The organism is Reyranella sp., from assembly GCF_004296935.1.
GTDB lineage: Bacteria > Pseudomonadota > Alphaproteobacteria > Reyranellales > Reyranellaceae > Reyranella.
Genome location: NZ_SCVH01000126.1, coordinates 13,524 through 39,770 on the forward strand (window position 1 = coordinate 13,524; position 26,247 = coordinate 39,770).

General features: G+C 67.7%; 29 protein-coding genes, 1 tRNA gene and 1 riboswitch. Of the genes, 12 read left to right on the forward strand and 18 right to left on the reverse strand.

What is annotated here, in order from left to right:
* Positions 1-720 precede the first annotated feature (720 nt).
* The 7 genes from EPO55_RS17890 to EPO55_RS17920 all read right to left on the reverse strand — a co-directional run bounded on the left by EPO55_RS17890 (position 721) and on the right by EPO55_RS17920 (position 5,748).
* A complete protein-coding gene (locus EPO55_RS17890) occupies positions 721-1,431 on the reverse strand; it encodes an MBL fold metallo-hydrolase (RefSeq protein WP_296338424.1) in 711 nt (236 codons plus the stop codon).
* Positions 1,428-1,811, reverse strand: a complete 384-nt coding sequence (locus tag EPO55_RS17895; protein ID WP_296338425.1) for a hypothetical protein — start codon at positions 1,809-1,811, stop codon at positions 1,428-1,430. Before EPO55_RS17895 ends, EPO55_RS17890 begins: the two co-directional genes overlap by 4 nt.
* An 18-nt stretch (positions 1,812-1,829) precedes the next feature.
* Entirely contained in the window at positions 1,830-2,315 is a 486-nt protein-coding gene (locus EPO55_RS17900) for a hypothetical protein (protein ID WP_296338426.1), read from the reverse strand.
* A gap of 94 nt (positions 2,316-2,409) precedes the next feature.
* Positions 2,410-2,841: a tetratricopeptide repeat protein gene (locus EPO55_RS17905; protein WP_296338427.1), complete on the reverse strand. Its 432-nt coding sequence runs from the start codon at positions 2,839-2,841 to the stop codon at positions 2,410-2,412.
* Positions 2,842-2,906: 65 nt separating this feature from the next.
* Positions 2,907-3,884: a hypothetical protein gene (locus tag EPO55_RS17910; protein WP_296338428.1), complete on the reverse strand. Its 978-nt coding sequence runs from the start codon at positions 3,882-3,884 to the stop codon at positions 2,907-2,909.
* 11 nt (positions 3,885-3,895) lie between these two features.
* A complete protein-coding gene (locus tag EPO55_RS17915; protein WP_296338429.1) occupies positions 3,896-4,786 on the reverse strand; it encodes an alpha/beta hydrolase in 891 nt (296 codons plus the stop codon).
* Complete coding sequence (locus tag EPO55_RS17920; RefSeq protein ID WP_296338431.1) at positions 4,783-5,748, reverse strand: serine hydrolase; 966 nt, start codon at positions 5,746-5,748, stop codon at positions 4,783-4,785. Before EPO55_RS17920 ends, EPO55_RS17915 begins: the two co-directional genes overlap by 4 nt.
* 147 nt (positions 5,749-5,895) lie before the next feature.
* Here EPO55_RS17920 and pyrC point away from each other — a divergent pair, with 147 nt between their 5' ends.
* From pyrC to EPO55_RS17955, 7 genes are read left to right on the forward strand one after another with little or no spacing between them, the layout of a single operon-like run.
* Positions 5,896-6,951 carry a dihydroorotase gene (gene pyrC / locus EPO55_RS17925; protein WP_296338432.1) on the forward strand — a complete coding sequence of 352 codons (1,056 nt, stop codon included), beginning with the start codon at positions 5,896-5,898 and terminating at the stop codon, positions 6,949-6,951.
* 23 nt (positions 6,952-6,974) lie between these two features.
* On the forward strand, positions 6,975-7,763 hold the full coding sequence (locus EPO55_RS17930; protein WP_296338433.1) for an NUDIX domain-containing protein: 789 nt from the start codon (positions 6,975-6,977) through the stop codon (positions 7,761-7,763).
* Positions 7,764-7,767: 4 nt separating this feature from the next.
* Positions 7,768-9,099 (forward strand): ActS/PrrB/RegB family redox-sensitive histidine kinase, encoded by a 1,332-nt coding sequence (locus EPO55_RS17935; RefSeq protein ID WP_296338434.1) that lies wholly within the window; start codon positions 7,768-7,770, stop codon positions 9,097-9,099.
* Between the two features lie 23 nt (positions 9,100-9,122).
* Positions 9,123-9,713 carry an ActR/PrrA/RegA family redox response regulator transcription factor gene (locus tag EPO55_RS17940; protein WP_296338436.1) on the forward strand — a complete coding sequence of 197 codons (591 nt, stop codon included), beginning with the start codon at positions 9,123-9,125 and terminating at the stop codon, positions 9,711-9,713.
* Complete coding sequence (locus EPO55_RS17945) at positions 9,617-10,582, forward strand: branched-chain amino acid ABC transporter permease (protein ID WP_296338438.1); 966 nt, start codon at positions 9,617-9,619, stop codon at positions 10,580-10,582. The genes EPO55_RS17940 and EPO55_RS17945 overlap by 97 nt, the downstream gene beginning before the upstream one ends.
* Position 10,583: 1 nt before the next feature.
* Positions 10,584-12,116 carry an ATP-binding cassette domain-containing protein gene (locus EPO55_RS17950; RefSeq protein WP_296338439.1) on the forward strand — a complete coding sequence of 511 codons (1,533 nt, stop codon included), beginning with the start codon at positions 10,584-10,586 and terminating at the stop codon, positions 12,114-12,116.
* Positions 12,113-12,775 (forward strand): ATP-binding cassette domain-containing protein, encoded by a 663-nt coding sequence (locus tag EPO55_RS17955; RefSeq protein ID WP_296338440.1) that lies wholly within the window; start codon positions 12,113-12,115, stop codon positions 12,773-12,775. The genes EPO55_RS17950 and EPO55_RS17955 overlap by 4 nt, the downstream gene beginning before the upstream one ends.
* A gap of 14 nt (positions 12,776-12,789) precedes the next feature.
* Here the strand turns inward: EPO55_RS17955 and EPO55_RS17960 are convergent, their stop codons facing one another.
* Both EPO55_RS17960 and EPO55_RS17965 read right to left on the reverse strand, forming a co-directional pair.
* Positions 12,790-14,094: an enoyl-CoA hydratase/isomerase family protein gene (locus EPO55_RS17960; RefSeq protein WP_296338441.1), complete on the reverse strand. Its 1,305-nt coding sequence runs from the start codon at positions 14,092-14,094 to the stop codon at positions 12,790-12,792.
* Between the two features lie 27 nt (positions 14,095-14,121).
* Positions 14,122-14,196, reverse strand: a tRNA-Gly gene (locus EPO55_RS17965).
* Positions 14,197-14,238: 42 nt separating this feature from the next.
* On the opposite strand from EPO55_RS17965, the gene EPO55_RS17970 reads away from it, so the two are divergent.
* Complete coding sequence (locus EPO55_RS17970) at positions 14,239-15,411, forward strand: acyl-CoA dehydrogenase family protein (RefSeq protein WP_296338442.1); 1,173 nt, start codon at positions 14,239-14,241, stop codon at positions 15,409-15,411.
* Here the strand turns inward: EPO55_RS17970 and EPO55_RS17975 are convergent, their stop codons facing one another.
* Positions 15,412-16,566 carry an aminotransferase class I/II-fold pyridoxal phosphate-dependent enzyme gene (locus EPO55_RS17975; protein ID WP_296338443.1) on the reverse strand — a complete coding sequence of 385 codons (1,155 nt, stop codon included), beginning with the start codon at positions 16,564-16,566 and terminating at the stop codon, positions 15,412-15,414. It abuts the gene before it with no gap.
* Between the two features lie 188 nt (positions 16,567-16,754).
* Here EPO55_RS17975 and EPO55_RS17980 point away from each other — a divergent pair, with 188 nt between their 5' ends.
* A complete protein-coding gene (locus tag EPO55_RS17980) occupies positions 16,755-17,384 on the forward strand; it encodes a TetR/AcrR family transcriptional regulator (protein WP_296338444.1) in 630 nt (209 codons plus the stop codon).
* 9 nt (positions 17,385-17,393) lie between these two features.
* Here the strand turns inward: EPO55_RS17980 and EPO55_RS17985 are convergent, their stop codons facing one another.
* Genes EPO55_RS17985 through EPO55_RS18000 form a run of 4 tightly spaced genes read right to left on the reverse strand, consistent with a single transcriptional unit; the run spans position 17,394 to position 20,823 of the window.
* The gene (locus tag EPO55_RS17985) at positions 17,394-17,936 is read right to left on the reverse strand and encodes a gamma-glutamylcyclotransferase (protein ID WP_296338446.1); all 543 of its coding nucleotides are present in this window, start codon (positions 17,934-17,936) and stop codon (positions 17,394-17,396) included.
* The gene (locus EPO55_RS17990) at positions 17,933-18,847 is read right to left on the reverse strand and encodes a prephenate/arogenate dehydrogenase family protein (protein ID WP_296338447.1); all 915 of its coding nucleotides are present in this window, start codon (positions 18,845-18,847) and stop codon (positions 17,933-17,935) included. The genes EPO55_RS17985 and EPO55_RS17990 overlap by 4 nt, the downstream gene beginning before the upstream one ends.
* A complete protein-coding gene (gene hisC, locus EPO55_RS17995) occupies positions 18,844-19,932 on the reverse strand; it encodes a histidinol-phosphate transaminase (protein WP_296338448.1) in 1,089 nt (362 codons plus the stop codon). Before hisC ends, EPO55_RS17990 begins: the two co-directional genes overlap by 4 nt.
* Before the next feature lie 39 nt (positions 19,933-19,971).
* Complete coding sequence (locus tag EPO55_RS18000) at positions 19,972-20,823, reverse strand: chorismate mutase (RefSeq protein WP_296338449.1); 852 nt, start codon at positions 20,821-20,823, stop codon at positions 19,972-19,974.
* A gap of 104 nt (positions 20,824-20,927) precedes the next feature.
* Positions 20,928-21,003: riboswitch (SAM riboswitch) on the forward strand.
* Between the two features lie 76 nt (positions 21,004-21,079).
* Between EPO55_RS18000 and EPO55_RS18005 the strand changes: the two genes are divergently transcribed.
* Positions 21,080-22,219, forward strand: a complete 1,140-nt coding sequence (locus tag EPO55_RS18005) for a homoserine O-acetyltransferase (RefSeq protein ID WP_296338458.1) — start codon at positions 21,080-21,082, stop codon at positions 22,217-22,219.
* Positions 22,220-22,232: 13 nt separating this feature from the next.
* Complete coding sequence (gene metW / locus EPO55_RS18010; RefSeq protein ID WP_296338450.1) at positions 22,233-22,835, forward strand: methionine biosynthesis protein MetW; 603 nt, start codon at positions 22,233-22,235, stop codon at positions 22,833-22,835.
* A 64-nt stretch (positions 22,836-22,899) separates the two neighbouring features.
* On the opposite strand, the gene EPO55_RS18015 is transcribed toward metW, so the two are convergent.
* From EPO55_RS18015 to EPO55_RS18030, 4 genes are read right to left on the reverse strand one after another with little or no spacing between them, the layout of a single operon-like run.
* Positions 22,900-23,379, reverse strand: a complete 480-nt coding sequence (locus EPO55_RS18015; RefSeq protein ID WP_296338451.1) for a GNAT family N-acetyltransferase — start codon at positions 23,377-23,379, stop codon at positions 22,900-22,902.
* Between the two features lie 4 nt (positions 23,380-23,383).
* Complete coding sequence (locus EPO55_RS18020) at positions 23,384-23,872, reverse strand: YbaK/EbsC family protein (RefSeq protein ID WP_296338454.1); 489 nt, start codon at positions 23,870-23,872, stop codon at positions 23,384-23,386.
* On the reverse strand, positions 23,862-24,809 hold the full coding sequence (locus EPO55_RS18025; RefSeq protein WP_296338455.1) for a DUF1932 domain-containing protein: 948 nt from the start codon (positions 24,807-24,809) through the stop codon (positions 23,862-23,864). The genes EPO55_RS18020 and EPO55_RS18025 overlap by 11 nt, the downstream gene beginning before the upstream one ends.
* A 16-nt stretch (positions 24,810-24,825) precedes the next feature.
* On the reverse strand, positions 24,826-25,602 hold the full coding sequence (locus EPO55_RS18030; protein WP_296338456.1) for a methyltransferase domain-containing protein: 777 nt from the start codon (positions 25,600-25,602) through the stop codon (positions 24,826-24,828).
* Between the two features lie 86 nt (positions 25,603-25,688).
* Here EPO55_RS18030 and gloB point away from each other — a divergent pair.
* Positions 25,689-26,247: hydroxyacylglutathione hydrolase (gene gloB, locus EPO55_RS18035; RefSeq protein WP_296338457.1), on the forward strand; the 559-nt coding region annotated here is incomplete at its 3' end.

A 26,247-nucleotide genomic window follows, 5' to 3' on the forward strand; every position in this document is an offset into this window, starting at 1 on the left:
ATCCTTTAGGGATCGAAGACGCCTCGGCATGGTCCTGACCATGCCCTCGACAACGAAGAACGAGACCCAAACAGCAAACAGCGCCGACGGCGAACGTCGGCCCCGGGCGACCGGTTTGCCAACGCGATTCTGGGCGGGATTCTGGACAGGTTTCTGGACAGAACGCGTTACATTCAGGCGTCCACAAATAATGCGGGAAAGCCGTGCAAACGCGGCATCGAACGGCCCCGTGGGACGTGAAACGGGTCGTGAAAAGGCATGTCGGACATGACCAGGGACGCGGGCAGGGAGTTCGCCCGCGGCTCTGCCGCTGCGCGAAGGACATTGCCGGCGATTACCGCGCGCAAGAGGAGGTGAATTTCCGGACAGACAGATTCTGGACAACTCGTGTTCGGAAAATGGAGGGCGAATGGTCCACTCACCCCCTCCGGCCCTTCGGGCCACCTCCCCCGTATGACGGGGGAGGAGGGGCTTCAATCTTCTCCTCCCTCGCGAAGCGGGGGAGGTGGCCCGAAGGGCCGGAGGGGGTCAGGGCGTTCCGGAGCAGCGGCACAGGTCCGCGATTCGGGGCTGCCGCCGGACGGCATCGGCGCTGTTCGCTGCGTTCCGGCAAGCCGTTGAGGACGCTCGGCGATTTCGCCCCGGCGGCACACACTCCGGCACAGCTGGCGCCGGGAAGCGGCACATTTCGTGTGCCGCTGATGCCCTGTCGCCGCCCGCCTACGCCGCCTTCGCGTAGTGATCGGCGAGGCCGTTCAACGCCGCCGCCCCGTCGCCCCTGAAGGTCGGCCCGTGCATCAGCGCGATGGTCGTGGGTTTTAGCACCGCCAGCCGCCGCAAGGTCGGCGCGGCCATCGGCGTCGGCGGCATGAAGGGGAGCCGGTCGCTGACGGCAATGGCGGGGGCCACGATGTCGCTCTCGGTCGTGGCGTCGGCGGGCCCCACCTGGGTGAAGAGGTCGCTCGAGAACAGCGTGCCGGTCGTCTCCTCGTAGAGGAGGCCGGCGTCCCAGTTGTGCGGCACGTGCGGCGTGTCGAGCCAGCGCACGCGCTTGCCGCCGAGGTCGAGCACCTCGTCGTTTTTGAGCGCGCGGGGCGGGCGGTCGGCCATGTCGGTGAGCCAGATGTTGCAGCCGAGCTGGCCGTGCGCCGGCGTGGCGTTGGGCGCGGCGGCCAGCCATTCGTTGAGCGCGCCGCTCTCGTCGCCCTCGACGTGGCTGCAGGTCGTCCAGCGCAGTTTCGCGAGCGGGATCACGCGCTTCACGGCGTCGGAGACCAGCGGAAAGAGGGATCGCTGCCCGTAGTGGAACAAGAGCGGCTCGTCGGCGTCGACCAGGAACTGGTTGAAGGTGAAGCCGGTCGGTCCGACGGCGGGCACGAAGGTGGAGAGCCGGTAGATGTTCGGTGCGATTTCGGAGACGTCGGTTTTCAAGGCGCTTTCCTCTTGCCGGCCTCATGCTTGCCAGATTGCGCCTGTCGCCGGGCGGCACCCGCTGCCGCCAGCGCCGCGCGGTTGTCGTCGCCCACCCACATGAAGCGTTCCCGCCAGCGTTCGTCGGCGGCGCCCTCGGCCCAGGTCTCGGGCCGCTGCACGGTCGTGCGCGGCTGCCAGGCGCGTTCAAGCAGCTCCAGCGCGCCGCCCACGATGTCGTATTGCATCTTCGTGTCCCACGGCTTGCCGCAGGGATTGCCGAGCGGGAAATCGACGAACAGGAAGCGCGGCACGCCGCACTCCTCGACGATGTCGCGGGCCGAGCCCACGATCACCGTCGGGATGCCGGCGGCTTCGAGATGTCTTGCGGCCAGACTCACGGTCTGGTGGCAGACGGGTCAAAGCGGGACGAGGAGGGCGATATCGACGCCGTCCTCGCGCATCCACTTTTCGATTTGGGGCGCGTCCTGCTCGACCGTCAGCCGCTGGCTGTAATCGGTCGGCACGCCGTAGAAGCGCGGGCTGAGCGACCCCAGGTGCCCGGCCGCGACATGCTCGGCCAGGCGCTGGAGCGGCAGGTAGGTTTCCGGGTCCCTGGTGTGGGTGGCTTCGCGGTCCCACGACTTCTCGGTGAAGAGGCCGCTGCCCGCGTTGATGGGCGCGGTGAACAGCTTGGTGGCGCGCGGCGCCGGACCGGGCGCCTGGTCTGCCGTGGTGACGACGCCGATCCGGCATTGCGACAGCGGCTTTTCCAGCCGCGCAAAGGGCACGTCGGCGTAGCGCGGCCAGCGGTAAGGCCGTTCGTAGCCGGAGGCCGCATAATACTCGCGGCTCTTGTCGATGTAGCTGACATAGCGCCGGTGGCTGATGGGTTCGGTCGTCATGGCGCTCTCTTCGCAGGGTGAGGATCCGGATCGGAAGACTGCGGCCTGTGCGTCGTCGCGTAAAGAGCCGGCGTCTTCCGCCCCGCGGCCCCGGTCACTGCATCCACTGCTCCTCGATCCGGGGATCGATCGCCTTGGCCGCCTTCCGGTCGGCCGCCGCGCCGGCCGTGTCGCCCAGCTCCTGCTTGCACAGGTGGCGCGACCAGTAGGCATCGGAGTCCTTGGGGTCGTACTTGATGGCGGCCGTGAAGTCGGGAATGGCGAGCCTGCACCGGCCGGTCTGGGCGTAGGTCAGGCCGCGATAGAAGTGGGCGGTGTTGAGGACGGTGGCATCGGATCGGACGGACTTGATGACCTGGGTGCAGGCGCTGATCTGGACGTCGTCCGGCACATTGCCGCGGCCGTCGCACAGTTTTATCTGCTGGGGATCGGCGGTCTGGGCCCGGGCCGGGCCGCCTGCCAGGACACCTGAAAGCGCGGCGACGACCGAGATGCCGAGGGCGACTGCCCGAACTCTTGTGAACATGTCATCTCCCGGGTGGCCCGATGTCGCTGGTTAGTCCCTTCGCACGTGGCGGCCCTTGATCCAGGTCAAGCCGTTGAGGCGAGCGGTTGCCAGATCGTGCTGCGCACCTCGCCGAATTCGCGCGGCAGCTTGATCCAGCTTTCGCCGCCGTCGATCGAGCGGAAGAGCTGGCCGAGGTTACTGCAGACGAAGATCAGCTTGGGATCGGCGGGATGCGTCGCCACCGTCCAGGGCGTCGAGTTGAGTGTGCCCGGCAGGCCTGCGTCCTCGAAGGTCGCGCCATAGTCGCGGCTCCGCAACAGGCGGCCGGTCGAGCCCGGCGGGCCGTTGCCGTTGGTCAGGAACACGGTCCTGTCGCCGTCGGCGCGCGGCTTGATCGTGCGCGTGTACTGCCAGGGCGAGTCGAGTTCCTGGAAAGCGAAAGTCTCGCCGTTGTCCCTGCTGACGTTGAGGCCGCGGTTGGTGGTGGCGTAGACGAGCTTGCCGCCGTTCTTGACCACGGAGACTCCGTGGATGTCTTCGGAGTTGATGCCCAGGCCCACCTTCTTCCAGGTGCGGCCACGGTCGGTCGAGCGGTGCACGCCGTCGATTTCGACGCCGGCCCACAAGGTGTCCTTGTCGATCGGGTCGAACAGGATCTGCGTCACCCTGGGTTTGCCCACGAAGATGCAGGCCTCGGCGAAGGAGCCCTTGGTGGGCGCAAAGCTCTTGCCGCCGTCGGTGGAGAGGAAAATGTTGGCGGGTTGGGTGCCCACCACGATGGTGTCGGGATCGTCCGGCGCCTGGGCCATCGACCAGATGTCGTAGTCGTCCAGCACGGACGGCAGATGCGTCCACTTCTGCGTCGTCTCGTTCCAGCGGTAGAGGCCGGAGTCCGTTCCCGCGAGCACTTCGCCGGGACGTTGCGGATGCGCCGAGAGCGCCCAGACGCGCGCCTCGAGATAGAGGCCGGATTCGATGTAGGGCCGGATCCAGCTCTCGCCATTGTCGCGGCTGAACCAGACCGACATGCCGGCGGTGCCGACGCAGAGCAGGTTGGACATCGTCTCCTCCCTCAAGGCGACAGGATCTTTATCAGCCGCTCATTGAATGCTTCGGCGGCCTCGTAGGCAACCCAGTGGCCGGCGCCGGGGATGATGTTCATTTCGAAATCGGGTTGGAGCGCGCGGAAAAGATCGATGCGCTCCTGAATGTGAGGATAGGTCGTGGAATCGAACTCGCCCCAGATGCCGGTGAACGGAGTCTTCACCCGCGGCAGGATTTCGCTGAGTTTGAAGGCCTGGCCCATCTGCCGGCTGCGGGTCTTGGCGCGCGTGGTGTTCAGGATCTGCATGTGGATCGCGACGCCGTCGACGTTCTTCGGATCGTGCAGCATCAGGATTTCGAGGTTCCTGCGCGCCTCGGCCGCCAGCGTCTCGGCCGGCATGTCGGCCAGCAGCTTGCGCAGCTTCGGCCCGGGCTTGCGCGTGGCTTTCAGGCCGCCGGCGCCGACGAACACGATTTTCCGCAGTTGCTCGGGGAAGAGCGTGGCGATGTGGCCGCCCACCATGCCGCCGAAGGAGAAGCCGGTGAGGACGAACTGTTTGTCGGAGGGCAACAGGGCCGCCATCGCGGTCCGGACGCAGTGCGTCACCGACCAGACGTCGTTCACGTCGTCAGGTGGGTCGCTGTCGCCCAGGCCCGGCAGGTCGGCGGCGTACACGGCGAAATGCCGGCTGAGCGGCAGGACGTTGCGGATCCAGTGGATCCACGAGCCCGAGCCGCCGTGAAACAGCAGCAGCACAGGCTTGTTCGTACCGTCGTCCCAGACGTGCCACGTCATGTGGCCGCCATTGCCCATCGGCACCCGGACAACTCCGGACGCAGTGCTCTCGATTGTCAGAATGTGTTCGGCCGCGGTGCGGCCGTCCGGCATTTTCGGCACGGCCGAATAGTCGAGGCTCATGTCTTGATCGCACCCAGCAGGCGTTCGACGAAGCCGGGCGCCTTCTTGCGGTCGATCCAGCGCAGCACGGTGACGAGATCGTTGTCGGGATCGATCCAGACGATGTGGCTGCCCCAGCCCAGCGCGAAGTAGCTGCGCTCGGACGCGGCCGCAAACTGGCGCTTGTCGGTGTTGAGCCACCACACGAGTCCATAGAACGGCGCCACCGGGCAGGGCTTTACCAGCTCCGCCGTCCAGCCCTTGGGCAGGATTTGCTTGCCCTCCCAGACGCCGGCGTTGGCGACCAGCCGTCCCATCAGCGAAAGATCGCGCGCCGAGATGACGATGCCGCCGCCCCAATGCCCACCGCCCGGCACGGAGAGCATTTCTATGCCATCGATGGTGACGCTGGAAGTTTTGTAGCCGTCCCACTTCCAGCCCTGCGACGCGCCGATCGGGTCCATGATCCGGCGCTTGAGCACCGACGGCAGCGGCTCCTTGAAGACCTGCAGCAGGGAGTAGCTGAGCCGGTTCACGCGCACGTCGTTGTATTCATAGAAGGTGCCGGGCTTCTTCATCGCGCGCCGCGTGCCCTTGGGCGCGTCGGCCACGGCGAGGCCGACCACGCGGTTGTGGTCGATGCGGTCTTCCTTGCCGAACACGCTGCCCGACCACTCGCTGGTCTGGGTCAGCAGGTGGCGCCAGGTGATGTCCTTGTTCTGCTCGCTCTTGAAGCCGTCATCGAGGGCGTAGTCGCCGGCCTTGTCGTCGAGGCTCTTGATCAGGCCGTCGCCCAGCGCCAGGCCGGCGAGGAGCGCGAGGTAGCTCTTGGCGACGCTGAAAGTCATGTCGGCGTTGTCGACGTTGCCCCATTCGGCGAGTTTCTTGCCGCCCTGGTAGACGATGCCGGCGTGGCCGCCCCGCGGCGTCACCGGGCCAAGGACCTCGTTGTCGGGGGCCTTCTCGCCGGAATCGTAGGTCATCACGAACTGCCCGTCGGGCATCCGCATGCTTTTGGGCCAATGGGATTCGGCGGATTTGGCGAAGTCTACGGCGTCGTTCAATTTGTTCATCGTGTTCATGCCCGCAATCAACATTGGAGCCCGCCCGGGAGCAAGCTAGAAACGCCCATGTCTCAGCCTTCCTCGATCACGATCCGCCGGCCCGACGATTGGCACGTCCATCTGCGCGACGGGCCCATGCTGGCCGCCTGCGCCGTCCACACCGCCCGCCAGTTCGCCCGCGCCATCATCATGCCCAACCTGGTGCCGCCCGTGACCAAGGTCGCCGAGGCCGCCGCCTACCGCGACCGAATCCGCAAGGCGATCCCGGCCGATCTGCAATTCGAGCCGCTGATGACCTGCTATCTCACCGACGGTGCCGATCCGGTTGAGTTGGCGCGCGGCAAGAAAGAGGGCGTCTGGGTCGCCGCAAAACTCTATCCCGCGCACGCCACGACCAATTCCGCCCACGGCGTCACTTCCATGGACCGCGTCGCGAAAGGCCTGGAGGCGATGGAAAAAGCCGGCATGCCCTTGCTGGTGCATGGTGAAGTGACCGACCCCGACGTCGACATCTTCGACCGTGAGGCGGTGTTTCTGGACAAGGTCCTGTTCCCGCTGCTGAAGCGCCATCCCGGCTTGAAAATCGTGCTGGAACACATCACCACCCGCGAGGGCGTGGCCTTCGTCGAGGCGCATCCCGATCGCATGGGCGGCACCATCACGCCGCATCATCTAAGCTACAACCGCAATGCGATCTTCAAGGGTGGCATCCGTCCGCACTTCTATTGCCTGCCGATCGCCAAGCGTGAGGAGCATCGTCTCGCTCTGCGACGCGCCGCGACCTCGGGCAATCCGGCCTTTTTCCTGGGCACCGATACCGCTCCGCACAGTACCGACACCAAGGAATGCGCCTGCGGCTGCGCCGGCATCTTCAATGCCCCGGTGGCGATGCAGGTCTATGCCCAGGTCTTTGCCGAGGAAGGCAAGCTCGACAGGCTCGAAGCCTTCGCCTCGCTGAACGGCCCGCGCTTCTACGGCCTGCCGGCCAACGAGGAGAAGGTGACCCTGCGCGCCGCCACTCTCGACGCGCCCGAGACCGTCGAGGTCCCGGGGCTCTCCCCGGGATTGGCCAAGACCATCACCGTGTTTCGCCCTGATACGCCAGTCGGCTGGTCGTTCTAGGGCGGCTGGTCTATCGTGGCGGCATGAGCAAAAAAGGCATACCCGCCGACGCTGTCGTGCGCGGCACCGACAAGGGCTACGTCCACGGCGACCTGAAACCCGGCAGCGAACGGCCGGTCGAGAAGGTCGAGCAGACGTACCCGTACATGCGGCCGCGCGATGCCGCGACGCTGATCCTGGTGCGCCAGCGCGGCAAGGTTCCGGAAGTGCTGCTGGGTTGCCGTGCCGCGGCGCACGCCTTCATGCCCAACCGCTACGTGTTCCCCGGCGGCCGCGTCGATCGTGCCGATGCGCACATTCCGGTCGCCACGCCGCTCGACCGCTTCGTGAACGCCCGCCTGCAGAAGGCTGCGACGGCCTTGCGCGCCCGTGCGCTCGCCGTCGCCGCCGTGCGCGAGACTTTCGAGGAGACCGGCCTGATGCTGGCCAAGCCGTTCAAGCGCGGCGCGCCCGACAAGGATTTCGGCGAGCACTGGCAGGGCTTCCTCGACACCGGCATGGGCCCCGCGCTCGACTGCCTCGACCTGATCGCGCGTGCGGTGACGCCGCCTGGCCGGCCACGCCGCTTCAATGCGCGCTTCTTCATGGCGCGGGCCGAGGATGCGACGGGCGAGATCCGCCACTCGAGCGAGATGGGCGACATCCGCTGGGTCCGCCTCGACGAGGCGCGCGAACTGCCGCTGCCCACCATCACCGGCCTGATCCTGGGCGAGATCGGTCGCCTGGTGAAGGAGCCGCCCGACCGCAAGAAGCAGCGCAAGATCCCGCTGTTCACCACGGTCAATCGCAAGCACCTGATGCTCGAGGAGTGATCCGATGACGGTGCGCGCCGAGATCACCTCGTCGCCTACCGGTCCTGGGCCCACCACTCCCGGCCTGCCGCCGCGCGGCGTCGTCCGCCTGCGCGCGCTGGTGCTGATCCGCTGGGCCGCCGTCGCCGGACAGCTGTTCACCGCTGCCGTCGTTCAATGGGGGCTGGGGTTCGGCCTGCCGGTGCTCGCGGTCGGCGGGACGATCGCGCTTTCGGCGCTGCTCAACCTCACCGTCAGCCTCGGCCGACCGGCGTCGGCGCGCATCGACGATCGCGAGGCCACGATCTTCCTCGCCTTCGATATCCTGCAGCTGGCCGTGCTGCTCTATCTCACCGGCGGTCTGCTCAACCCCTTCGCGCTGCTGCTGCTGGCGCCCGTCGCCATCGGTGCCACCATCCTGTCGCTCAGCAGCAACGTCGCGCTGTCGCTGCTGACGATCGTCAGCATTGCCGTCCTGGGGGTCTTTCATCAGCCGCTGCCATGGCGCGGGCCGCCGCTCGAATTGCCGGACATCTACCAGACGGGCGCCTGGGCGGGCCTCACCCTGACGACACTCCTGATCACGCTCTATGGCTGGCGGCTGGCCGAGGAGGCGCGGCAGATGGCGGATGCGCTGGCGGCCGCGCAGGCAGCCCTTGCCCGCGAGCAACGGCTCTCGGCGCTTGGCGCACTGGCCGCCGCCGCGGCGCACGAACTCGGCTCGCCGCTCTCGACCATCGCCGTCGTCGCCAAGGAAATGTCGCGCGAGATCGAGCTCGACGATCCGCTGCGCGAGGATGTCGAGTTGCTGTCGGCCGAATCCGAGCGCTGCCGTTCGATCCTCGCGCGCCTCTCCGTCGATCCGGCGGGCGACGTGTCCGATGCCTATATTCTCGTGCCCCTGCCGGCACTGATCGAGGCGGCGGCGCAGAACTACGATCGCGGCACTGTCGACATCACCTACGAGTCGGGTCCGGTTGGCGACGGTGTCCCGACGATGGCGCCGATCCAGGTGCGCAGCCCGGAGATCATGCAGGGTATCGGCAATATCGTGCAGAACGCCGTTTCCTTCGCGCGGCACGAAGTCCGGATCGCCACGCGCTGGACGACCGAATGGTCCGAGGTCGAGGTGATCGACGACGGCCCGGGATTTTCCGAGGCGATGCTCGATGAACTGGGCACGCCCTTCATTTCGACCCGGCAGGGCCAGGAGGGCCACATGGGTCTCGGCGTCTTCATCGCCAAGACGCTTCTGGAGCGTACTGGGGCCAATGTGACCTTCGGAAATCGCTCCGTTGCGGGGGGTGGCGCTGCCGTCTCCGTGCGCTGGCCAAACCCCGTCTTCAAGGCTACATAGCGGCCGATGTCGAAGGAGTCGCCATGAGCCAGGACGCAGGAGCCGGCCGCCCCATATCGCCCGTGATCGCCGGCACGACGTCGAACAAGGATCGGACGCTGCTGATCGCGGATGACGATGCGGCGTTCCGCAACCGCATTGCCCGCGCTCTCGAACTGCGCGGTTTCATCGTGACGGCCGTCGGCTCGGTCGCGGAAGCCCTCACGCAGACGGCGCGCCCGCCTGCCTTCGCCGTTCTCGATCTGCGTCTGGGCGACGGCAATGGCCTCGAACTCGTGGGTCCGCTGCGCCAGGCCCGGCCCGATATCCGCATCGTCGTGCTGACCGGCTACGGCAACATCGCGACCGCCGTCGCCGCCGTGAAGGAAGGTGCGGTCGACTATCTCGCCAAGCCGGCCGACGCCGACGCCATCGAGCAGGCGCTGACCGCGCACGGCCGCAAGCTGCCGCCGCCGCCCAGCAACCCGATGTCGGCCGACCGCGTGCGCTGGGAGCACATCCAGCGCGTTTTCGAGCAGTGCGATCGCAATGTCTCGGAGACGGCGCGTCGCCTCAACATGCACCGGCGCACCTTGCAGCGGATCCTGGGCAAGCACGCCCCCCGCGAACACTGATCACCTTTCAGCTCCTGCTCAACGCCACGGCGCTGGGCATGGCCTATGCGCTGGTGGCGCTGGGCTTCGTTCTCGCCCTGAACGCCGCCGGCGCCGTCAACTTCGCCCATGGAGATCTGGTTGTGCTGGGCGGCGCCGTCGCCGTGGCCGCCGGACAATCGACCGGCCTTGCCGCTCCATTGCTTCTGCCGCTGGTCGCCTTGACGCTCGGCGCCGCCGGCATCGTCGCGGCGCGGGTGGCGATCCTGCCGCTTGTTGCCCGACCGCCGGAGGCCACTTTCGTCGCGACCATCGCACTTGCCGCCATCATCGAACACGGCCTCACCGTCGGCCTGGGGGCAGCACCTCGCACCGCACCGGCGCTGACCGGCAGCGGCTCGTTCGATATCGCGGGCGTGGCACTCGGCCGCCAGCCGCTCGCCATCGTCGTGGTTGGCAGCGTCCTGGTGGCAGGGGTCTGGTTTCTGCTCGAGCGCACGCAGACAGGACGGCGCATGCGTGCGGTCTCGTCCGACCGACACATGGCGCGCGCCGTCGGCATTCCCGTCGGTCGCTACATCATGCTGTCGCTGGCCTTGGCCGGCGCGCTGGCGGGGATCGCGGGGTTTCTGCTCGGGCACCAGTTCCTGGTGGCGCCGACGCAGGGTGCCGGCCACATGCTGAAGGCCTATATCGCCGTGGCGCTGGGCGGCTGGGGCAGCGTGCCGGGCGCGCTTCTGGGCGCTCTGGGTATCGGCTTCTTCGAGACTTTCGTGTCGGCGGGATTTGGCGATGCCTGGGCATCGGCCGCACTCTACGTGGGTGTCCTCGTGGTTCTCGCGTTCCGGCCGCAGGGCCTGTTCGGCGAACCCGTGGGCCGGCGCGCCTGACATGCGGCCCCTCGGCGCCTTCTGGCTGGCCGCTCTTCTTGCCCTCCCCATTTTTGCGCTGGCGGTCCTGCCGCCATTTGGCCAGCGCATGGTCACGCTCGTCGGGATCTATGCGCTGATGGGCCTGGGCTATCAGCTCGTCTTTGGTCAACTCGGCGCGCTGAACCTGGCGCAAGGCGCCCTGTTCGGTGTCGGCGCCTATACCGCCGCGCTTGCGGCACCGATGCTGGGTGCGCTGGCGCTGCCGGTAGCGATCCTCGCGGCGGCCATCCCCGCGGCGGTCGTGGCCGGCCCGATCCTGCGCTTGCAGTCGCATTATTTCGCACTCGCCACGTTGGCGCTCGCCTCGATCGTCAATCTCGTCGCGGTTCACGCCGAGAGCCTGACCGGTGGTGCCAACGGGATCTCGGGGTTCGTGTCCTCGCTGCCGCGGGGCCCTGTTCTGCTGGCGATGGTGTGGATCTGCCTGATCGCCGGCGTGCTGATCTACGCGCAACTCTTTCGGGGCCGGTTGGGCGACGAGGCGCGCCTGTTGCGCGAGGCGCCCCTGATGGCGGCCACGCTGGGCATCGATGGGGGCCGATGGCGGCTTGCAGGGTTCGTCGTGGGCGCTGCCCTGGCCGGATTGGCGGGGGCCTTCTCGGCGGCGATCAGCGGCGTGGTGTCGCCCGACGTGACGGGCTTTTCGGTCATGGTGCTTTGCCTCACCTCCGTCGTCATCGGCGGTTCGCGGCATCCCATGGGCGCCGTGGTGGGCGCGCTGCTGGCCGTCTGCCTGCCTGAGATGCTGCGTGATTTTCAGGACGCCTGGCTGCTGGTCTATGCCGTGGCGACGCTTGCCATCGTCCGATGGGCGCCGGGCGGCCTCGCCGAGTGGATCGACCGCCTGAGCGGGGCGCGATCGCCAGTGCCGCACAAGCCCGTGGTGCCGGAACGCTTGTTACCCGCGACAGGAGCGCAACGGCTCGTGCTCGACAATGTCGTCAAACGATTCGGCGGGGTGGACGCCCTGGCCGGCGTGTCCTTTGCCGTCGGGCGCGGCGAGATCGTCGGACTGATCGGGCCCAATGGCTCGGGCAAGACGACGCTGCTCAATGTGATCGGTGGACTCGATCACGTCGACGGCGGTGCGATTACCCTGGACGATACGCATCTCGAGCACCTGCCGCCGCATGTCATCGCGCGGAAAGGTCTTGGCCGCACGTTTCAAACCCTGATGCTGGAGGGGGACACGCGTTCTGCCGATCTGGCGCGGGCCGTCTCGACCGGTGCCGCCTTCCTGCTGCTCGACGAGCCGGCGGCAGGGGCGACCGATCGAGAGCGTGGGCAACTCACCTCGTTGTTGCGCCGGTTGCGCGATGCCGGGCGGGGCGTCGTGATCGTCGACCATGACATCGAACTGCTGACGCGCGTTTGCGACCGGCTGGTCTGCCTCGATCGCGGCAAGGTGATCGCGATCGGCGGACCCGCCGAGGTGCGCGCCGATCCCCGGGTGCGTGCAAGCTTTCTCGGGCTCGTGGAGGCTGCCGCGTGAGCGCGGCCGTGCTGGAAATCGGGGGCCTCGCCGTCAACGCGGGCGAGATCGTGGCTCTGCTGGGCGGCAATGGCGCCGGCAAGACGTCGCTGCTCGAGGCGATCCTGGGCTTCCGGTCGACGCCGGAACCGGTCTCGCTTTTCGGCCAGGACGCCTCCGCTCTGACGGTCGAGCAGCGCGTGGCGCTGGGCGTGGGCTACGTGCCCGAGGGCCGGCGTGTGTTTGCCGGCCTCACCGTGCGCGAGAATCTCGAGGCGTCGTCGACGGCGCCTGCCTCCGAGCGTCGCCGTCGGGTCGAAGAGATGCTGGTCCTGTTTCCGATGCTGGGCGAACGCCCCGAGGCGCGCGCCTGGCTGCTGTCGGGTGGCCAGCAGCAGATGCTGGCTCTCGCGCGAGCGCTGATGAACAGGCCGCGTCTGTTGCTGATGGACGAGCCGACCCTGGGACTTGCACCGCTCGTCGTCGCCGATCTCCTGCGGCGGTTGCCGCAGATGGCGGCCGGCGGCATGGCGATCCTGCTGGCCGAGCAACGCGCAGCGCTGGCGCTCGGTACGGCGAGCCGGGGCGTGGTGCTGAGCCGTGGGCGGATCGTTCTTGCAGGATCCGCCGCCGAACTCGCGGCTGATCCGGCACTCGCCGATCTGATGGCGGGCGGCTGACCCGCCGCGTGGTCTCAGGCCCGTCTATTGGCGGCGTTCCAATAGTGCTCGAGATTGGCGATCAAGGCTGGGCTGAAATGGCAGTAAGCCTGTTCGCGGGCATAGAGCGCGGCATAGCGACGGAACTTGTCGATTGGCTCAACGGCGAGGCGCAGCGCCCGGCGATTGCCGATCGCGCCCACGACGCCCGAGCCGGTCAGTCGCTCGACGGCGTGGTCGATGGTGCGGTCGACGGCATCGGGCTCCACAACCTCGTCGCAGATCAGCCGGCCCTCCGCTGAATCGCACTCGAAGCGGCGCTCGTACATGATCGCCTGACGGGCCATGCGGTCGCCGATGAAGCGCGCCAGCCTGAGGTTCGCCATCGCCGGGATGATGCCTTCCTTGCGCGCCGGCAGGGTCATGTAGGCATCGCGGGCGGCGATGTTGAAGTCGGTGGCGAGCAGAATCTGGCAGCCGCCGCCGATGGCGAAGGTATCGACCGCCGAGATCCAGAGCTTTTCGATCGAATCGCCCGAGACCTCGTCGGGCGCCACGTCGGGCCGCGCCAGGCCGCGGGTCATCTTGTTCACGAATCCCATGTCGCGGATCAGGAACCACAGGAAGGGGATCTTGCCGTAGTAGAGATGCGTGAGATTGATGCCGGCATTGAAGACACGACGGCCGGCGTACTTGCCCTCGGGCACGTAGTCGCCGCGCAGCACCGCGACCTGGCTGTGCGGATCGAGGGTGCAAACATCGGCGCCGATCTCGGTCGACGACTGGGTCGAAAGGTCCTCCGAGTTGAGGAAACGCGGGTTGGACAGCAGCAGCACAGCCGCCTTGCCCTGGCGTTCGACCTTGGCCGTGCCGAGATCGAGCCGGCCATCGCGCAGGAACTTGGCGAGCGCATCGGCGGATTCTTCGCGCGGTAGCAGCATGGTGTGGCAGAGATGCAGCCCGCAGGCGGAATCGGCGAGGAACTGGTTGAAAAGGATGCCCTGGTCGACTTCCACGCCTTCCTTCTCCGACTGACGCAGCTCCGATTCGGCGGCGACCTCGGCCCGCGTCGGCACCAGGCCGGGCACGATCTCGGCAGCATCATAGACCAGGCGCTCGATGCGCACGAACTTCCGCCGTCCGTCGGTCAGCCGGTCGTAGAGCGTGCGGGCATGCGTGCGCAGGAACAGGAACCGGGCTTCGCGGGCGGCCAGCTTGAGCGTTTCGTTCGGCTGCTTGTCCAGTTGTGCCCTGGCATGGCGCCAATAGGCGGAGAAGGCGGCCACGTCGGCCGCAAAGTCGCCGTTGGTCGCGACCGGCGCCGAAATCACCGCATCCATGTAGAGGTTCCTGCCTAGAACAAATTTTGGAGCGGGCGACGGGATTTGAACCCGCGACCTACGGCTTGGGAAGCCGACGCTCTACCCCTGAGCTACACCCGCGTCGCCGGCATTCTAGCTCGCGGTTGCGCCGCAGGTCCAATCGTGTATCTGAAACCGATGCTGGATGAAGTCCTGACCGCCGAGGAACGCGCTGTCGTGGCGCGCGCCAAGGCCTTCGCCGAGGCCCACGTTGCTCCCAATGCCGCACGCTGGGAATGGGAGCGGCGCTATCCGCTGGAGACGATCGAGGCGGCCTGTGCCGCAGGGCTGAACACGATCGAGCTCGCGAAGCAGCATGGCGGGCAGGGACTCTCCTTCTCCTGCAAGCTGCGGGCTTTCGAGGAAATCGCGCGGCATGATTTCGCCTTCGCCTTCGCGCTGATCAACCATCACAACGCCTGCACCCGCTTTGCCCGCGACGGCCAGCCGGGCCAGGTCGCGCGTCTCTTGCCGCGGATGATCGCGGGCGACCTGATCGGTTGCGCCGGCTTGAGCGAGCCCGGCGTCGGCAGCGATTTCGGCGGCCTCGAAATGTCGGCGGTGCGTGTCGAGGGCGGCTGGAAGCTGAACGGCGCCAAGGCCTGGATCACCAATGCCGCCGTGGCGGGCCTGTCGGTGGCCTACGCCCAGACCGACAAGAGCCAAGGCTATCGCGGCATCGCCTGCTTTGCCATCGAAGCGGACAGACCAGGCTTTGAGCGCGACAAGCCGTTCGAGTTGCATGGCGGCCACGCCATCGGCGTCGGCGGCTTCCGCCTGGTCGACTATTTTGCGCCCGACGAGGCGGTGCTGCACGAGCCGGGCAAGGCCTTCAAGGCAGCCCTCGCCGGCATCAACGGCGCCCGCGCCTATGTCGCGGCCATGTGCTGCGGCATGCTGCAGGCCTCGCTCGAAACGGCGGTGCGCTACACCCAGCAGCGCCAGACCTTCGGCCGGCCGGTGCTCGATCATCAGGGCGTGCGCTGGAAGCTGGTCGATGCTGCGACCGATCTCGAGGCCGCGCGGCTCCTTACCTACCGCGCCGCCCGCCTGATCGACGAGGGCGCCGATGCCGTGCTGCCGGCGGCCTATGCCAAGAAGTTCGCCACCGACATGGCGGTCAATCGCATCGCCGACTGCATCCAGGCGATGGGCGCCAACGGCTTGCGCGCCGAGTATCCGCTGGCGCGCCACCTCGCCGGCGCCAAGATCGCGGCCTACACCGACGGCTCGATCGAGATGATGAACGAGCGCATCGGCGCCGGCCTGCCCGCGGTGTTCGGCCTGCCTGCGTAATCAGGCGTTGTCGGCGCGCCTGAGCGCCTGGTCGAGATCGTCGAACAGATCGCCGCTGTCCTCGACGCCCACCGACAGGCGCAGGAGATCGGGCGGGCAGGGCGTGCCCGGGCCTTCGATGCTGGCGCGATGCTCGATCAGGCTTTCGACGCCGCCGAGCGACGTCGCACGTTTCCACAGCGCCACGCGCGCCGCGGTAGCGATGGCGGCCCGTTCGCCGCCCTTGATGCGCACCGACAGCATGCCGCCGAAGCCGCCTGTCATCTGCTTGCGCGAGACTGCGTGCCCCGCAAACGACGGCAGGCCGGGATAGAGCACTTCGCTCACCATCGGATGGGCCGCCAGCCGCTCGGCGAGCGACTGTGCCGAGCGGCAGGCCCAGTCGACGCGCGGGAACAGCGTGCGCATGCCGCGCATCAGCAGCCACGCCTCGGTCTGGCCCAGGATCGTGCCGAGCTGGGCGCGGATCGTGCGCAGCTTCGCCCAATGGGCGTCGTCGCGGGCGCCGACCAGCGCGCCGGCAATGATGTCGGAGTGTCCGTTCAGGTACTTGGTCGCCGAATGCATGACGATGTCGGCGCCGAACTCGATCGGCCGCGTCAGCACCGGTGTTGCCACCGTGGAGTCGACGCCGAGCAGGGCCCCGGCGCGATGGGCGATGTCGGCGGCGGCCGCGATGTCGGTCACGCTCCAGGTCGGGTTGGCCGGCGTCTCGATCCACACCAGCTTGGTGACGCCCGGCCGGACGGCGGCGGCGATGGCGTCGGTCCGGTCGGCGTCGACGAACTCGACTTTCAGGCCCCAGTGGGTGGCGAAGGTCGCCAGCCAGTTGCGCAGCGACCAGTACATGACCTTGGGAACGACGACATGGTCGCCGGGGGCGAGTGCGAGGAAGCACGCGGTCGCCGCACTCATGCCCGAGGAGAAGACCAGCGCCTTGGGCCCGCCTTCGAGCGCCGCCAGGGTCGCCTCGGCCTGGTCGAAGGTCGGATTGTCGGCGCGGGCATAGATCCTGCCCGAGCTGTAGCCGTTGTCCTCGTCGCGCAGATAGGTGCTCGCCATGTGGATGGGCGGCACCACGGCCTTGGTGACCGGGTCGATCCAGCCCATGGCCTGGGCGGCGAGGGAAGCGGCGGTGAATTTCCTGTCTGTCATCGGTACACCGGGACCTTACGAATGGCTTACATGGGTGGTTATTTAATTGCGAATCAGCGGGTTGTCTTCGCAAGCTCCTTGGTATCCGCTGCCTGCAACACCGTTGATACATCAAAGCGTGCTGCCGGTCCCTGCCCAAGGCGAACGGCGGCGCATCCGTGGCGACGGCGACAAGGCAGGGGGCTCGAATGGAAGTCGAAGTTCTGAATCGGCAAGTGCTGTCGCATCCGGTGGTGAACGGCAGCCGCGTGGCGCGGACCCGTGAGGCCATCATCGCGTCGGCCTTGGCGCTGGCCGAGACGGGAGACGTCGCGCCGATCGTGCGTGATATCGCCAGGATGGCGGGTGTTTCGGCGCGCACCGTGTTTCAGCATTTTGCCGATACGGCCGAGCTCTATGTCGCCGTTCTCGACCGCGTGTTCGCCACCGGTTTCGGCGACATGGCGGAGCCGGGTGCGGCGTCGTCGCTGGAGGGCCGCGTCCAGCTCGTCGTCGATCGGGCTGCCGACCGCTATGAGCGGTTGCTGCCGATGTGGACATTCGTCGAGACCCTGCAGCGTCGGTCGCCGGCCGCCGCCGACATGATCGCGCAGGTCTACGCGACCAACCAGGCCAACCTTGCGCGCTGGTTCGACCGGGAGCTGGCGGGACTTCCCGTCGAGCAGCGCGGGCGGGCGCTGAATGCGCTTGCCCTGGCACTCGCGCCCGAGAGCTGGGTCGTCCTGCGCCAGCGGCTCGGCCTCACGGTCGAACGGGCGCGCGACGAGCTGCGCTTCGTCATGGCCGCAGCCTTTGTTGGCGCTGCGGCCCGCCGCTAGCGCCCGCCCCTAGCGGACGCCGCTGGCTCCGGTCCGCCGCGCCAGTTCCTCGAGGGCGGGGTCGCGCAGCCCGAGTTCGCGCAGATGGGCAACCGTGTTGCGCAGATAGGCAACATTGGTGCCGGTCGCGCCGCGGCCGCCCCGCACCAGGGCCACCGCCTTCGCGGTCGGCAGCTTGCCGGCGAATTGCCGGTGCTGGCGATCGGCGAGATAGACCAGCGCCTCGACCAAGCGTCCGTCGTGCAGATGGATCGGCCGGACCTCTTCGGTGTAGACGCCGTCGTTGTCGATCTCGCGCGTCCGCAGATAGCGGCGCACGGCGTCGTAGCCGGCGCGCGGCAGGCGATGGGCGAGGCCGCGGCAGGCGCCGCCCGGCAGCAGGCCCAGGATCAGGCCGGGCTTCCTGGGCGTGCCGCGATAGTGCTCGGAGTAGATGCAGAAGGCGCGGTGCCAGCCGTGCAGGCGGGCGGCCTGCGTCTCGGGCGCCGCGAAGCCCGGGTTCCACATCAGCGAGCCATAGGCAAAGACCCAGAAGGGCTTCTGCGTGCTCACGCCTGGTTGAGGTGGATCAGCGCGCGGCGGATCTCGCGCGTGCGCGTGAACAGCTCGAACAGCTTGTCGCCCTCGCCCCAGCGGATGGCGCGCTGCAGGTAGAAGAGGTCCTCCTGGAAGCGCTGGAGGACTTCGAGCACGGCCTCGCGATTGTTCATGAACACGTCGCGCCACATCGTCGGGTCGGAAGCGGCGATGCGCGTGAAGTCGCGGAAGCCGCCGGCGGCGAAACGCAACACCTCGCTGTTGAGATGGCCGGCCAGATCGTCGGCGGTGCCGACGATGGTGTAGGCGATGAGATGCGGCAGGTGCGACGTGATGGCGAGGATGCGGTCGTGATCGGCGGGGTCGATCTTTTCAACCAGGCTGCCCAGCGCCTTCCAGAACGCCTCGAGCCTGGCCACGGCCTGGGCATCGCTGCCGGGCAGCGGCGTCAGGATGGTCCAGCGGCCTTCGAACAAATCCAGCAAGGCGGCTTCGGGGCCGGAATTCTCGGTGCCGGCCACCGGATGGGCCGGCACGAAATGCACGCCCTCGGGAATGTGCGGCGCCATGTCGGCGATCACGGTCTGCTTCACCGAGCCGACATCGGACACGATGCAGCCCGGCTTGAGCGACGAGGCGATCGCCTGGGTGGCGGGGCCGCAGGCGCCCACCGGCGTGCAGACGATCACCAGGTCGGCATCCTTCACCGCCGCCGCGAGGTCGGTGCCGCAATGGTCGGCGAGCTTCAGCCTGTTGGCCAGCGCCGCCGTCTCGGCGCTGCGCGTTGCCGCCACGATCGATCTGGCGAGCCCGCGCTTGCGCGCCTCCAGGGCGATCGAGCCACCGATCAGGCCGATGCCGATCAGCGCGATCTTGTCGAACATCGGCTTGGCGGTCGGGGACTTGGCAGGAGCGGGTCCGGTCATTTGGCGGCCACGAACCTGGCGAGCGATTCGCGCACCGCCTTCACCTCGGTCTCGGTGCCGATGGTGATGCGCAGATGCTCGGGCAGGCCATAGCCCGCGATCATGCGCGGGATCAGGCCGTCGTTCATCATCCAGGCGTTGGCGGCGGCCGCGCGCTCCTTCGAGCCGAAGCCCACGGTGAGGAAGTTGCCGACGCTGGGCAACGGCGCCAGGCCAAGCTTGGCGAGTTCGGCGCTGAGCCAGGGCAGCCAGATGTCGTTGTTGGTGCGGCTGGCGTCGGTGTGGGCGATGTCCTGCATCGCGGCGATCCCGGCGATCTGCGCCGGCAGGTTGACGTTGAACGGCTGGCGCAGCCGGCTCATCACGTCGACGATGCCGGCCGGGCCATACATCCAGCCCAGCCGGAGGCCGCCCAGCCCGTAGATCTTGGAGAAGGTCCGGGTCATCACGACATTCTCGGCCTGGTCGACCAGCTCGACGCCCGATTCATAGTCGTTGCGGCTCACGTATTCGGCATAGGCCGCGTCGATCACCAGCAGGACGTTCTTCGGCAGGCCGGCGTGCAGCCGGCGGACGTCGTCCTTGGTGACGTAGCTGCCGGTCGGATTGTTGGGATTGGCGAGGCACACGACCCTGGTCTTGTTCGTGACCTTGGACAGCAGCGCGTCGACGTCGGCGCGGTAATCCTTTTCCGGCGCCGCCACCGGCGTGGCGCCGACGCCGAGCGCATTGATCGGATACATCAGGAAGCCGAACTGGCTGTAGAGCAATTCGTCGCCCGGCCCGCAGTAGGCGCGGATCAGGAGGTTGAGCAGTTCGTCGGAGCCGGCGCCGCAGACGATGCGCGCCGGATCGAGGCCGTAGTGGCGGCCGATCGCGCTGCGCAGCTTCTCGGCATTGCCGTCGGGGTAGCGGTGCAGCTCGGCTGCCGCCTTGGCGTAGGCCGCCATCGCCTTGGGGCTCGGCCCCAGCGCGCCCTCGTTGGACGAGAGCTTGGCGATGGTCTCCTTGCCCTCGACCGAGTCCTTGCCCGGCACATAGGGCGCGATCTTCATGATGCCTGGACGCGGGGTGAGCGCGGTCATGGCAGTCTCCCGTAACGAGTGATCAGGGCCGCATGCCCCTTAGAGCCGAAGGTCGGATGGAACGGCATAGGCGCCGATCGCGGCGACACGACCGCTCTTCAAACCCAAGGCCGCTCCGAGCTCGCGCAGTCGCGGGTCGCCATCGACGATCACGCCCGGCAGTTCGATGAGATAGTGATGCACGCCGTCGACAACCTGGTCCAGCACCGATGTGAAGGTCGGCAACCCGACCTTGGCGAGGCCGCCGGCGATGCGGTCGCGGCTGAGGCCGGCCGGCGTTTCCAGGGCGATGAGGGCGCGGTCGTCGCCGCTTTCCTCGGGCTCCATGCGGGCGAGAACCAGGGCCGAGATGCCGCGGGCCCGGGCGTTGGGCATGGCGAGGAAGGGCAGGCGGGCCACGATGTTGGGCAGGGTCGCATCGCCGCCGGCGAGCAGCGGCCACCACGGGGCGACATCGGATTCGATCGGCGCCGGCACGATGCCAAGCGTCGTCGGGCCGCCGCGGACCGCCGCCAGCACCTGGGCCGGCGTGTCGTGGGCGACGAAGGGGATCTGGCAGCCGAAATGATCGCGCGCGAGGTCCCAGTAGCCGGGCTGCTCGGCCGGCCGGCAGATGGCGATCTTCAGTCCCGGCGTCTGCATCAGGGTGAGCGCGCACATCATCTCGCGCCACATGCGGAAGACGGCGGTTACCGGAAAGGGGCCTTTGTGGGCGGCCAGCCGATGGCGCATGACTTGGGCTTCGCGGCCCGGGCGCAGCGCCAGCCCGCCGGCCGGTTTTACGGTCGCGATTCGTCCGACCACGTCGGCGCGCCGGCCGATCAGGCCGTGCAGTTCGCCGTCGATGGCATCGATTTCTTGCCGCAGGCTGTTGAGACTGGGTGCGTTCATTAGACCGGTAATTCCTGTGCGCAGCGGCGATACTACGTTGAGCCACATCGCGTAAAGCCAAACAAGCCTCAAGGCACTTGCACCTGCGCGGCGAGGTTCGTATAGAAGTCATCCGTGGAATTTGAGCCGACCGGCTTGCGGCCACGTTAATCCCCGCTAAAAGGTCGGAGTGCTTGAAAAAAGCCCCCGCCCTTCCGGTCGGGGGCTTTTTTCGTTGGAGAGGACGTTGCTCCAGGACCTGACCGACGCCGAGCGCATGGCGCTCGCCCAATGCCGCTACGCGGTCCTGGGTGACGGGCGGCCGTTGCGTCTCGATTGCGGCGTCGATCTCGGACCCTATCGGGTGGCCTATCAGACCTACGGCACGCTGAACGCCGACAAGACCAATGCGATCCTGATCTGCCACCCGCTCTCCTGCGACCAGTTCGTCGCCGAGCGGCATCCGGTGACGGGCAAGGAAGGCTGGTGGGAAAGCCTGGTCGGGCCGGGCAAGGTCCTGGATCCGGCGCGGTACTTCATTATTTGCGTCAATGTGCTGGGCCACTGCATGGGCTCGACCGGCCCGCTGGCGCGCGAGGCTGCGACCGGCCAGCCTTGGAACCTGCGTTTCCCGGTGGTCACCATCGGCGACATGGTGCGCGCCCAGGCGGCGCTGCTCGATCATCTCGGCATCCCCGACCTGTTCTGCGTCATCGGCGGGTCGATGGGCGGGATGCAGGTGCTGGAATGGGCGGCGACCTATCCCAAGCGTGTCTTCTCGGCCGTGCCGATCGCCTGTGCGGCGCACCACTCGGCCCAGAACATCGCGTTCCACGAGGTCGGCCGCCAGGCGATCATGGCCGATCCCGAATGGAAGGGCGGCGACTACCGCCTGCACCAGACGGTGCCGGCACGCGGTCTCGCGGTCGCGCGCATGACCGCCCACATCACCTATCTGTCGGAGCAGGCGCTGCAGCGGAAGTTCGGCCGCGCCCTGCAGGACCGCAATGCGCTCGGCTTCGGCTTCGATGCCGACTTCCAGGTCGAGAGCTACCTGCGCCATCAGGGCTCGACCTTCGTCGATCGCTTCGACGCCAACAGCTATCTCTACATCACGCGGGCAATGGATTATTTCGACCTTGCCGGGGCGCATGGCGGGGTGCTGGCAAATGCCTTCCGCGGCTCGCCGACGCGCTTCTGCCTGATGTCCTTCACCAGCGACTGGCTGTTCCCGACCCACGAGAGTCGCGAGATCGTCCATGCGCTGAATGCGGCGGCAGCCAACGTGTCGTTCGTCGAGGTCGCGAGCGACAAGGGCCACGACGCCTTCCTGCTCGACGAACCGGAGATGTTCCGTACGCTCAGCGGCTTCCTCAAGGGTGCGGCCGCCGTGCGTGGCCTCAAGGAGACGACATGAGAGGGGACGTGTCGTGAAGTCCATTCGTGTCGATCTCCAGCTCATCGCCGACATGGTGGCGCCCGACACCCGCGCGCTCGACATCGGCTGCGGCGACGGCGCGCTGCTGGCCTACCTGACGAACTTCAAGCGTGTCGATGCGCGCGGCATGGAACTCAGCCAGGCCGGCGTGAACGCCTGCGTGGCCAACGGCCTGTCGGTGATCCAGGGCGATGCCGATGCCGATCTGAGGGCCTATCCCGACGATGCCTTCGACTATGTGATCCTCGGCCAGACACTGCAGGCCACACGCGAGCCACGCGAGGTGCTGCGCCAGATGCTGCGGGTCGGCAAGCGGGCGATCGTGTCGTTTCCCAACTTCGCGCACTGGCAGGTGCGCCTGCGGATGGTGTTCGGTGGCCGCATGCCGCAAACCACGTCGTTGCCCTACAAGTGGTACGACACGCCCAACATCCATCTCTGCAGCATCGACGACTTCCGCGCGCTCTGCCACGACATGGGCGTACGCATCGAGCGCGCCATCGTGCTCAACAGCAAGAGCCGGCCGATCCACATGCCGCCGCTGCTCGCCAATCTGTTCGGCGAGCAGGCGGTGTTCATGCTGCGACGGGATTGATGACCCCCTCCGCCCCGTAAGACGGGGCACCTCCCCCGCAGACGGGGGAGGAGAATGACCTCTCCTACTCCTCCCCCGTAATCGGGGGAGGTGCCCCCGCAGGGGGCGGAGGGGGCCTTTCATAGTGGCCCTCGATCTCGTCTTCGCTGAGCTTCACGAAGCCGTGGCGCAGGTAGAAGCGGTCGGCCTTGCTGCCGGTCAGCACGTCGAGCCGCACCGGCAGGCCCGCCGCGTCGGCCTCGGCCAGCAGCACCTTGAGGATGATCGTTCCGAGGCCGCTATTGTGATGGCGGCGGTGGAGATAGAACGAATCGAGCTTGATCGCGTCGGCGCCCTTGCGGAAGGCGACGCAGCCCCCGAGCTCGCCCTCGATCATGATCGCGCGCATGCCCGGCTCGGCGAAATGCTCGCGGAAAATGCGGCGCGCGCGCGAGGGCTTGTAGCGGAACACGCGCTCCAGATGTTCGCGCATCACGTCGATGCGGATCGCCAGCAACGGCTCGAAGTCATCCTCCGTCGCATCGCGAAAGCGCCACTCGATCACGATGTCAGGCCTTGGCGGCGATCTTCGCCACGCGCGGCCGGGCGACGGCGATCCAGTCCTGGGTGTCGAGCTCCATCGAGCGATCGAGCCGGCCGGCGTTGAAGAACAGCGTCTCGTTCGCCAGCAGGTCCTCGTCGACCACGATGGCAAGGTCGGGGTTGAACGCAAAGGGCGGCACCGATCCCATCACGCAGCCGGTCAGTTCCTGCGCCGTCTCCGGCGAGGCGAAACCGCACTTGCGGGCCTCGAACAGCGAGGCGACCGCTGCGAAGTCGAGCTTGCGGCTGCCCGGCAGGATCGCCAGCACGTGACGCCGGCCGCCGCCACCGCCGCGCACGTCCAGCACCATGGCCTTGGCCGCCTGGTCGGGCCGGTTGCCGCGAATGACGCTGATCGCTTCTGACTTGCCTTCGGCCTCGTGCTCGATGACGCGGAACTTCGCCTTGGCCTCGCTCAGCAGCGCCACGAGCCGGTCGAAAACATCAGACGCCACGGATGACCTTCTCCGACAGGATCTCCAGCGCCTCGTCGAGGCTCGGCACCTGGCCGTCGGCCGGCGCAATATGGGCGTCGACTGTGCGGCGGTGGCTGCGCTCGATCGCCTCGGTCATTAGCGGATCGACGCCGGTCTCGCGCAGGGTCTGCGCCACCAGCCCCATCTCTTCCCAGCGGCGATGGGCATGCACGACATGCGTCCGCACCAGCATGGTGATGAAGCCGCGCAAGGTCTGGGCGTCGGCGTCGCCCAGGCAGCCCAGCACCTCTTCGAGGATGCCCTGGCGCTTGGCCGTCACCAGTGCCTCGACACCCAGCGCCTCGATGCCTTTGACCAGGGTGCTGCGCAGCATCTTCACCGACGAGGCGCTGCCGGGCTTCGGCCCCAGCAGCGTGGCGACGAACCCGTTGGCGTTCATCCACGCCACCATCTCTGCCGCGTCTTCGCCCGCCACCAGCATCGGCGCCTTGATGCCCTGGCTGAAGAAGCCGCCCATGACGGCGATATCGATGTAGCGGCCGGCGCCTTTCTCGATCTCGGCGCGATCTTCGTCCGACATCTTGCCGGTGATGGTGCAGAGGTCGAGGTAATGCGCGCCCTTCTTCAGGAGCGGCGCGGCCGCTGCGGCGGCATCGTGGGCGAACTCGCCCTGGACGGCACAGATCACCAGGTCGGCTTCGCGCAGTGCCTCGGCGTAGTGGCCCTCGATCGCGACATCGAGCCCGCGCGCGGTCTTGCCCAACGCCGTCCCGCGCGCATCCTTGTCGAGGGCAGTGTCGATGGCGATCACGCGGCGTGGTGCGTTGTCGCCGGGCTTCGGCCCACTTCCATCGTGTGACCCGCGCCAACCGCCTTCGATACAGAGGCCGCGGGCGATGGCCGAGCCCGCTTCGCCAAAACCAAGCAGCGCGATGACGCGCGGAGAAAAGGACATGTCTTTGTTCCGGATGTCAGGAGGCGGGGGCTTCGCCATCCTTGGTGCTGCGCGCGGCGTGCCCATCGCGCGAACTGGCGATGCGCAGCTTCGGCCGCACGGCCGCGACCGCCTGGTTCTGCGCGCGCTCGGCGACCCCGGCATAGAGCTGCTTGCCCGACTCGATCACGCTCACGCCGGCGAAGCGGCCGAGCCAGCGCTGGCCGAAGCGCTCCATGGCCGGCGCCATGCGTATGGCCAGCCGCGAGCGGGTCGGCGGCATGTAGAGGGCGCGCGTCTGGCGCAGCGGCGCGAACATGTTGGCGCGCATCAGCGCCGCGAGCTGGCCGGTGGAATAGGGGTGGCCATGATAGAACGGCGATCGTTCGACCTGCGACCAGAAGCCGGCACGCGTCGGTGCCACCACGATCAGGCGGCCGCCGTCGGCCATTACCCGCCAGATCTCGCGCAGCATCGGACGCACCTGCTCGGTGCATTCGACGGCATGGACCAGCAGCACGCGATCGATCGAGCGGTCGGGGAGCGGCAGATCCACCTCGTCGACCAGGGTCGTGAGATTGCGGCCCTCGCGCGGCCAGCGTGTAACGCCTTGCTGGGCCGGCATGAAGGCGAGCGTGCGCTGGGCTTCCTCGACGAACGGCCGCAGGAACGGCGTGGCATAACCCAGGCCCAGAACGTTCTCGCCGCGCACGCTCGGCCACACTTCGCGCAGCCGTGCGCGCAGCAGCCGCGCCGTGGTCTGGCCCAGCGTGCTGCCGTAGAATTCCTCAAGGTCGAGGACGTCGCTCCACATGCGGTAATCCTAGCAGAATTCGGACCGCGAGGGCCATTGGAGGGGACCATGGCCCGCGCAGGCCAGCTCTGCTAGCGTCGCGCATCATGAGCACAACGCTAGACATCGTCCGAATCCCCGTCCTGAGCGACAATTACGTGTGGTTGATGCGCGAGCCCCAGAGCGGGGCGGTCGGCGTCGTCGACCCGGCCGTGGCCGGGCCGATCCTCGCCGAGGCGGAAAAACGCCGCTGGAAAATCACGCACATCCTCAATACCCACCACCACGGTGATCACGTCGGCGGCAATCTCGAGATCAAGAAGGCGACCGGCTGCACCATCGTCGGCCCGCGGCGCGACCGGGCGCGCATCCCCGGCATCGACGTCGAGGTCGACGACGGCGACCGCTACCGCTTCGGCGAGGCCGAGGCCGAGGTCTTCTTCATCCCGGGTCACACGTCTGGCCACATCGCCTACGCCTTCCGCGACCAGAAGGCGCTGTTCTGTGGCGACACGATCTTTGCGCTGGGTTGCGGCCGGATGTTCGAGGGCACGCCGCAGCAGTTCTGGACGTCGCTCAGCCGGCTGCGTGCGCTGTCCGACGACATGCGCGTCTATTGCGCCCACGAATACACCCAGTCCAACGCCCGCTTTGCCATCACGGTCG

Coding starts and splice junctions, on each gene's coding strand:
- EPO55_RS17900 (WP_296338426.1), bottom strand. CDS start 2,315: ATGACGACCGAACCCATCAGCCACCGGCGCTATGTCAGCTACATCGAC.
- EPO55_RS17905 (WP_296338427.1), bottom strand. CDS start 2,841: ATGTTCACAAGAGTTCGGGCAGTCGCCCTCGGCATCTCGGTCGTCGCC.
- EPO55_RS17910 (WP_296338428.1), bottom strand. CDS start 3,884: ATGTCCAACCTGCTCTGCGTCGGCACCGCCGGCATGTCGGTCTGGTTC.
- EPO55_RS17915 (WP_296338429.1), bottom strand. CDS start 4,786: ATGAGCCTCGACTATTCGGCCGTGCCGAAAATGCCGGACGGCCGCACC.
- EPO55_RS17920 (WP_296338431.1), bottom strand. CDS start 5,748: ATGACCTACGATTCCGGCGAGAAGGCCCCCGACAACGAGGTCCTTGGC.
- pyrC (WP_296338432.1), top strand. CDS start 5,896: ATGTCTCAGCCTTCCTCGATCACGATCCGCCGGCCCGACGATTGGCAC.
- EPO55_RS17930 (WP_296338433.1), top strand. CDS start 6,975: ATGAGCAAAAAAGGCATACCCGCCGACGCTGTCGTGCGCGGCACCGAC.
- EPO55_RS17935 (WP_296338434.1), top strand. CDS start 7,768: ATGACGGTGCGCGCCGAGATCACCTCGTCGCCTACCGGTCCTGGGCCC.
- EPO55_RS17940 (WP_296338436.1), top strand. CDS start 9,123: ATGAGCCAGGACGCAGGAGCCGGCCGCCCCATATCGCCCGTGATCGCC.
- EPO55_RS17950 (WP_296338439.1), top strand. CDS start 10,584: ATGCGGCCCCTCGGCGCCTTCTGGCTGGCCGCTCTTCTTGCCCTCCCC.
- EPO55_RS17960 (WP_296338441.1), bottom strand. CDS start 14,094: ATGGATGCGGTGATTTCGGCGCCGGTCGCGACCAACGGCGACTTTGCG.
- EPO55_RS17975 (WP_296338443.1), bottom strand. CDS start 16,566: ATGACAGACAGGAAATTCACCGCCGCTTCCCTCGCCGCCCAGGCCATG.
- EPO55_RS17980 (WP_296338444.1), top strand. CDS start 16,755: ATGGAAGTCGAAGTTCTGAATCGGCAAGTGCTGTCGCATCCGGTGGTG.
- EPO55_RS17990 (WP_296338447.1), bottom strand. CDS start 18,847: ATGACCGGACCCGCTCCTGCCAAGTCCCCGACCGCCAAGCCGATGTTC.
- hisC (WP_296338448.1), bottom strand. CDS start 19,932: ATGACCGCGCTCACCCCGCGTCCAGGCATCATGAAGATCGCGCCCTAT.
- EPO55_RS18000 (WP_296338449.1), bottom strand. CDS start 20,823: ATGAACGCACCCAGTCTCAACAGCCTGCGGCAAGAAATCGATGCCATC.
- EPO55_RS18005 (WP_296338458.1), top strand. CDS start 21,080: ATGGCGCTCGCCCAATGCCGCTACGCGGTCCTGGGTGACGGGCGGCCG.
- EPO55_RS18025 (WP_296338455.1), bottom strand. CDS start 24,809: ATGTCCTTTTCTCCGCGCGTCATCGCGCTGCTTGGTTTTGGCGAAGCG.
- EPO55_RS18030 (WP_296338456.1), bottom strand. CDS start 25,602: ATGTGGAGCGACGTCCTCGACCTTGAGGAATTCTACGGCAGCACGCTG.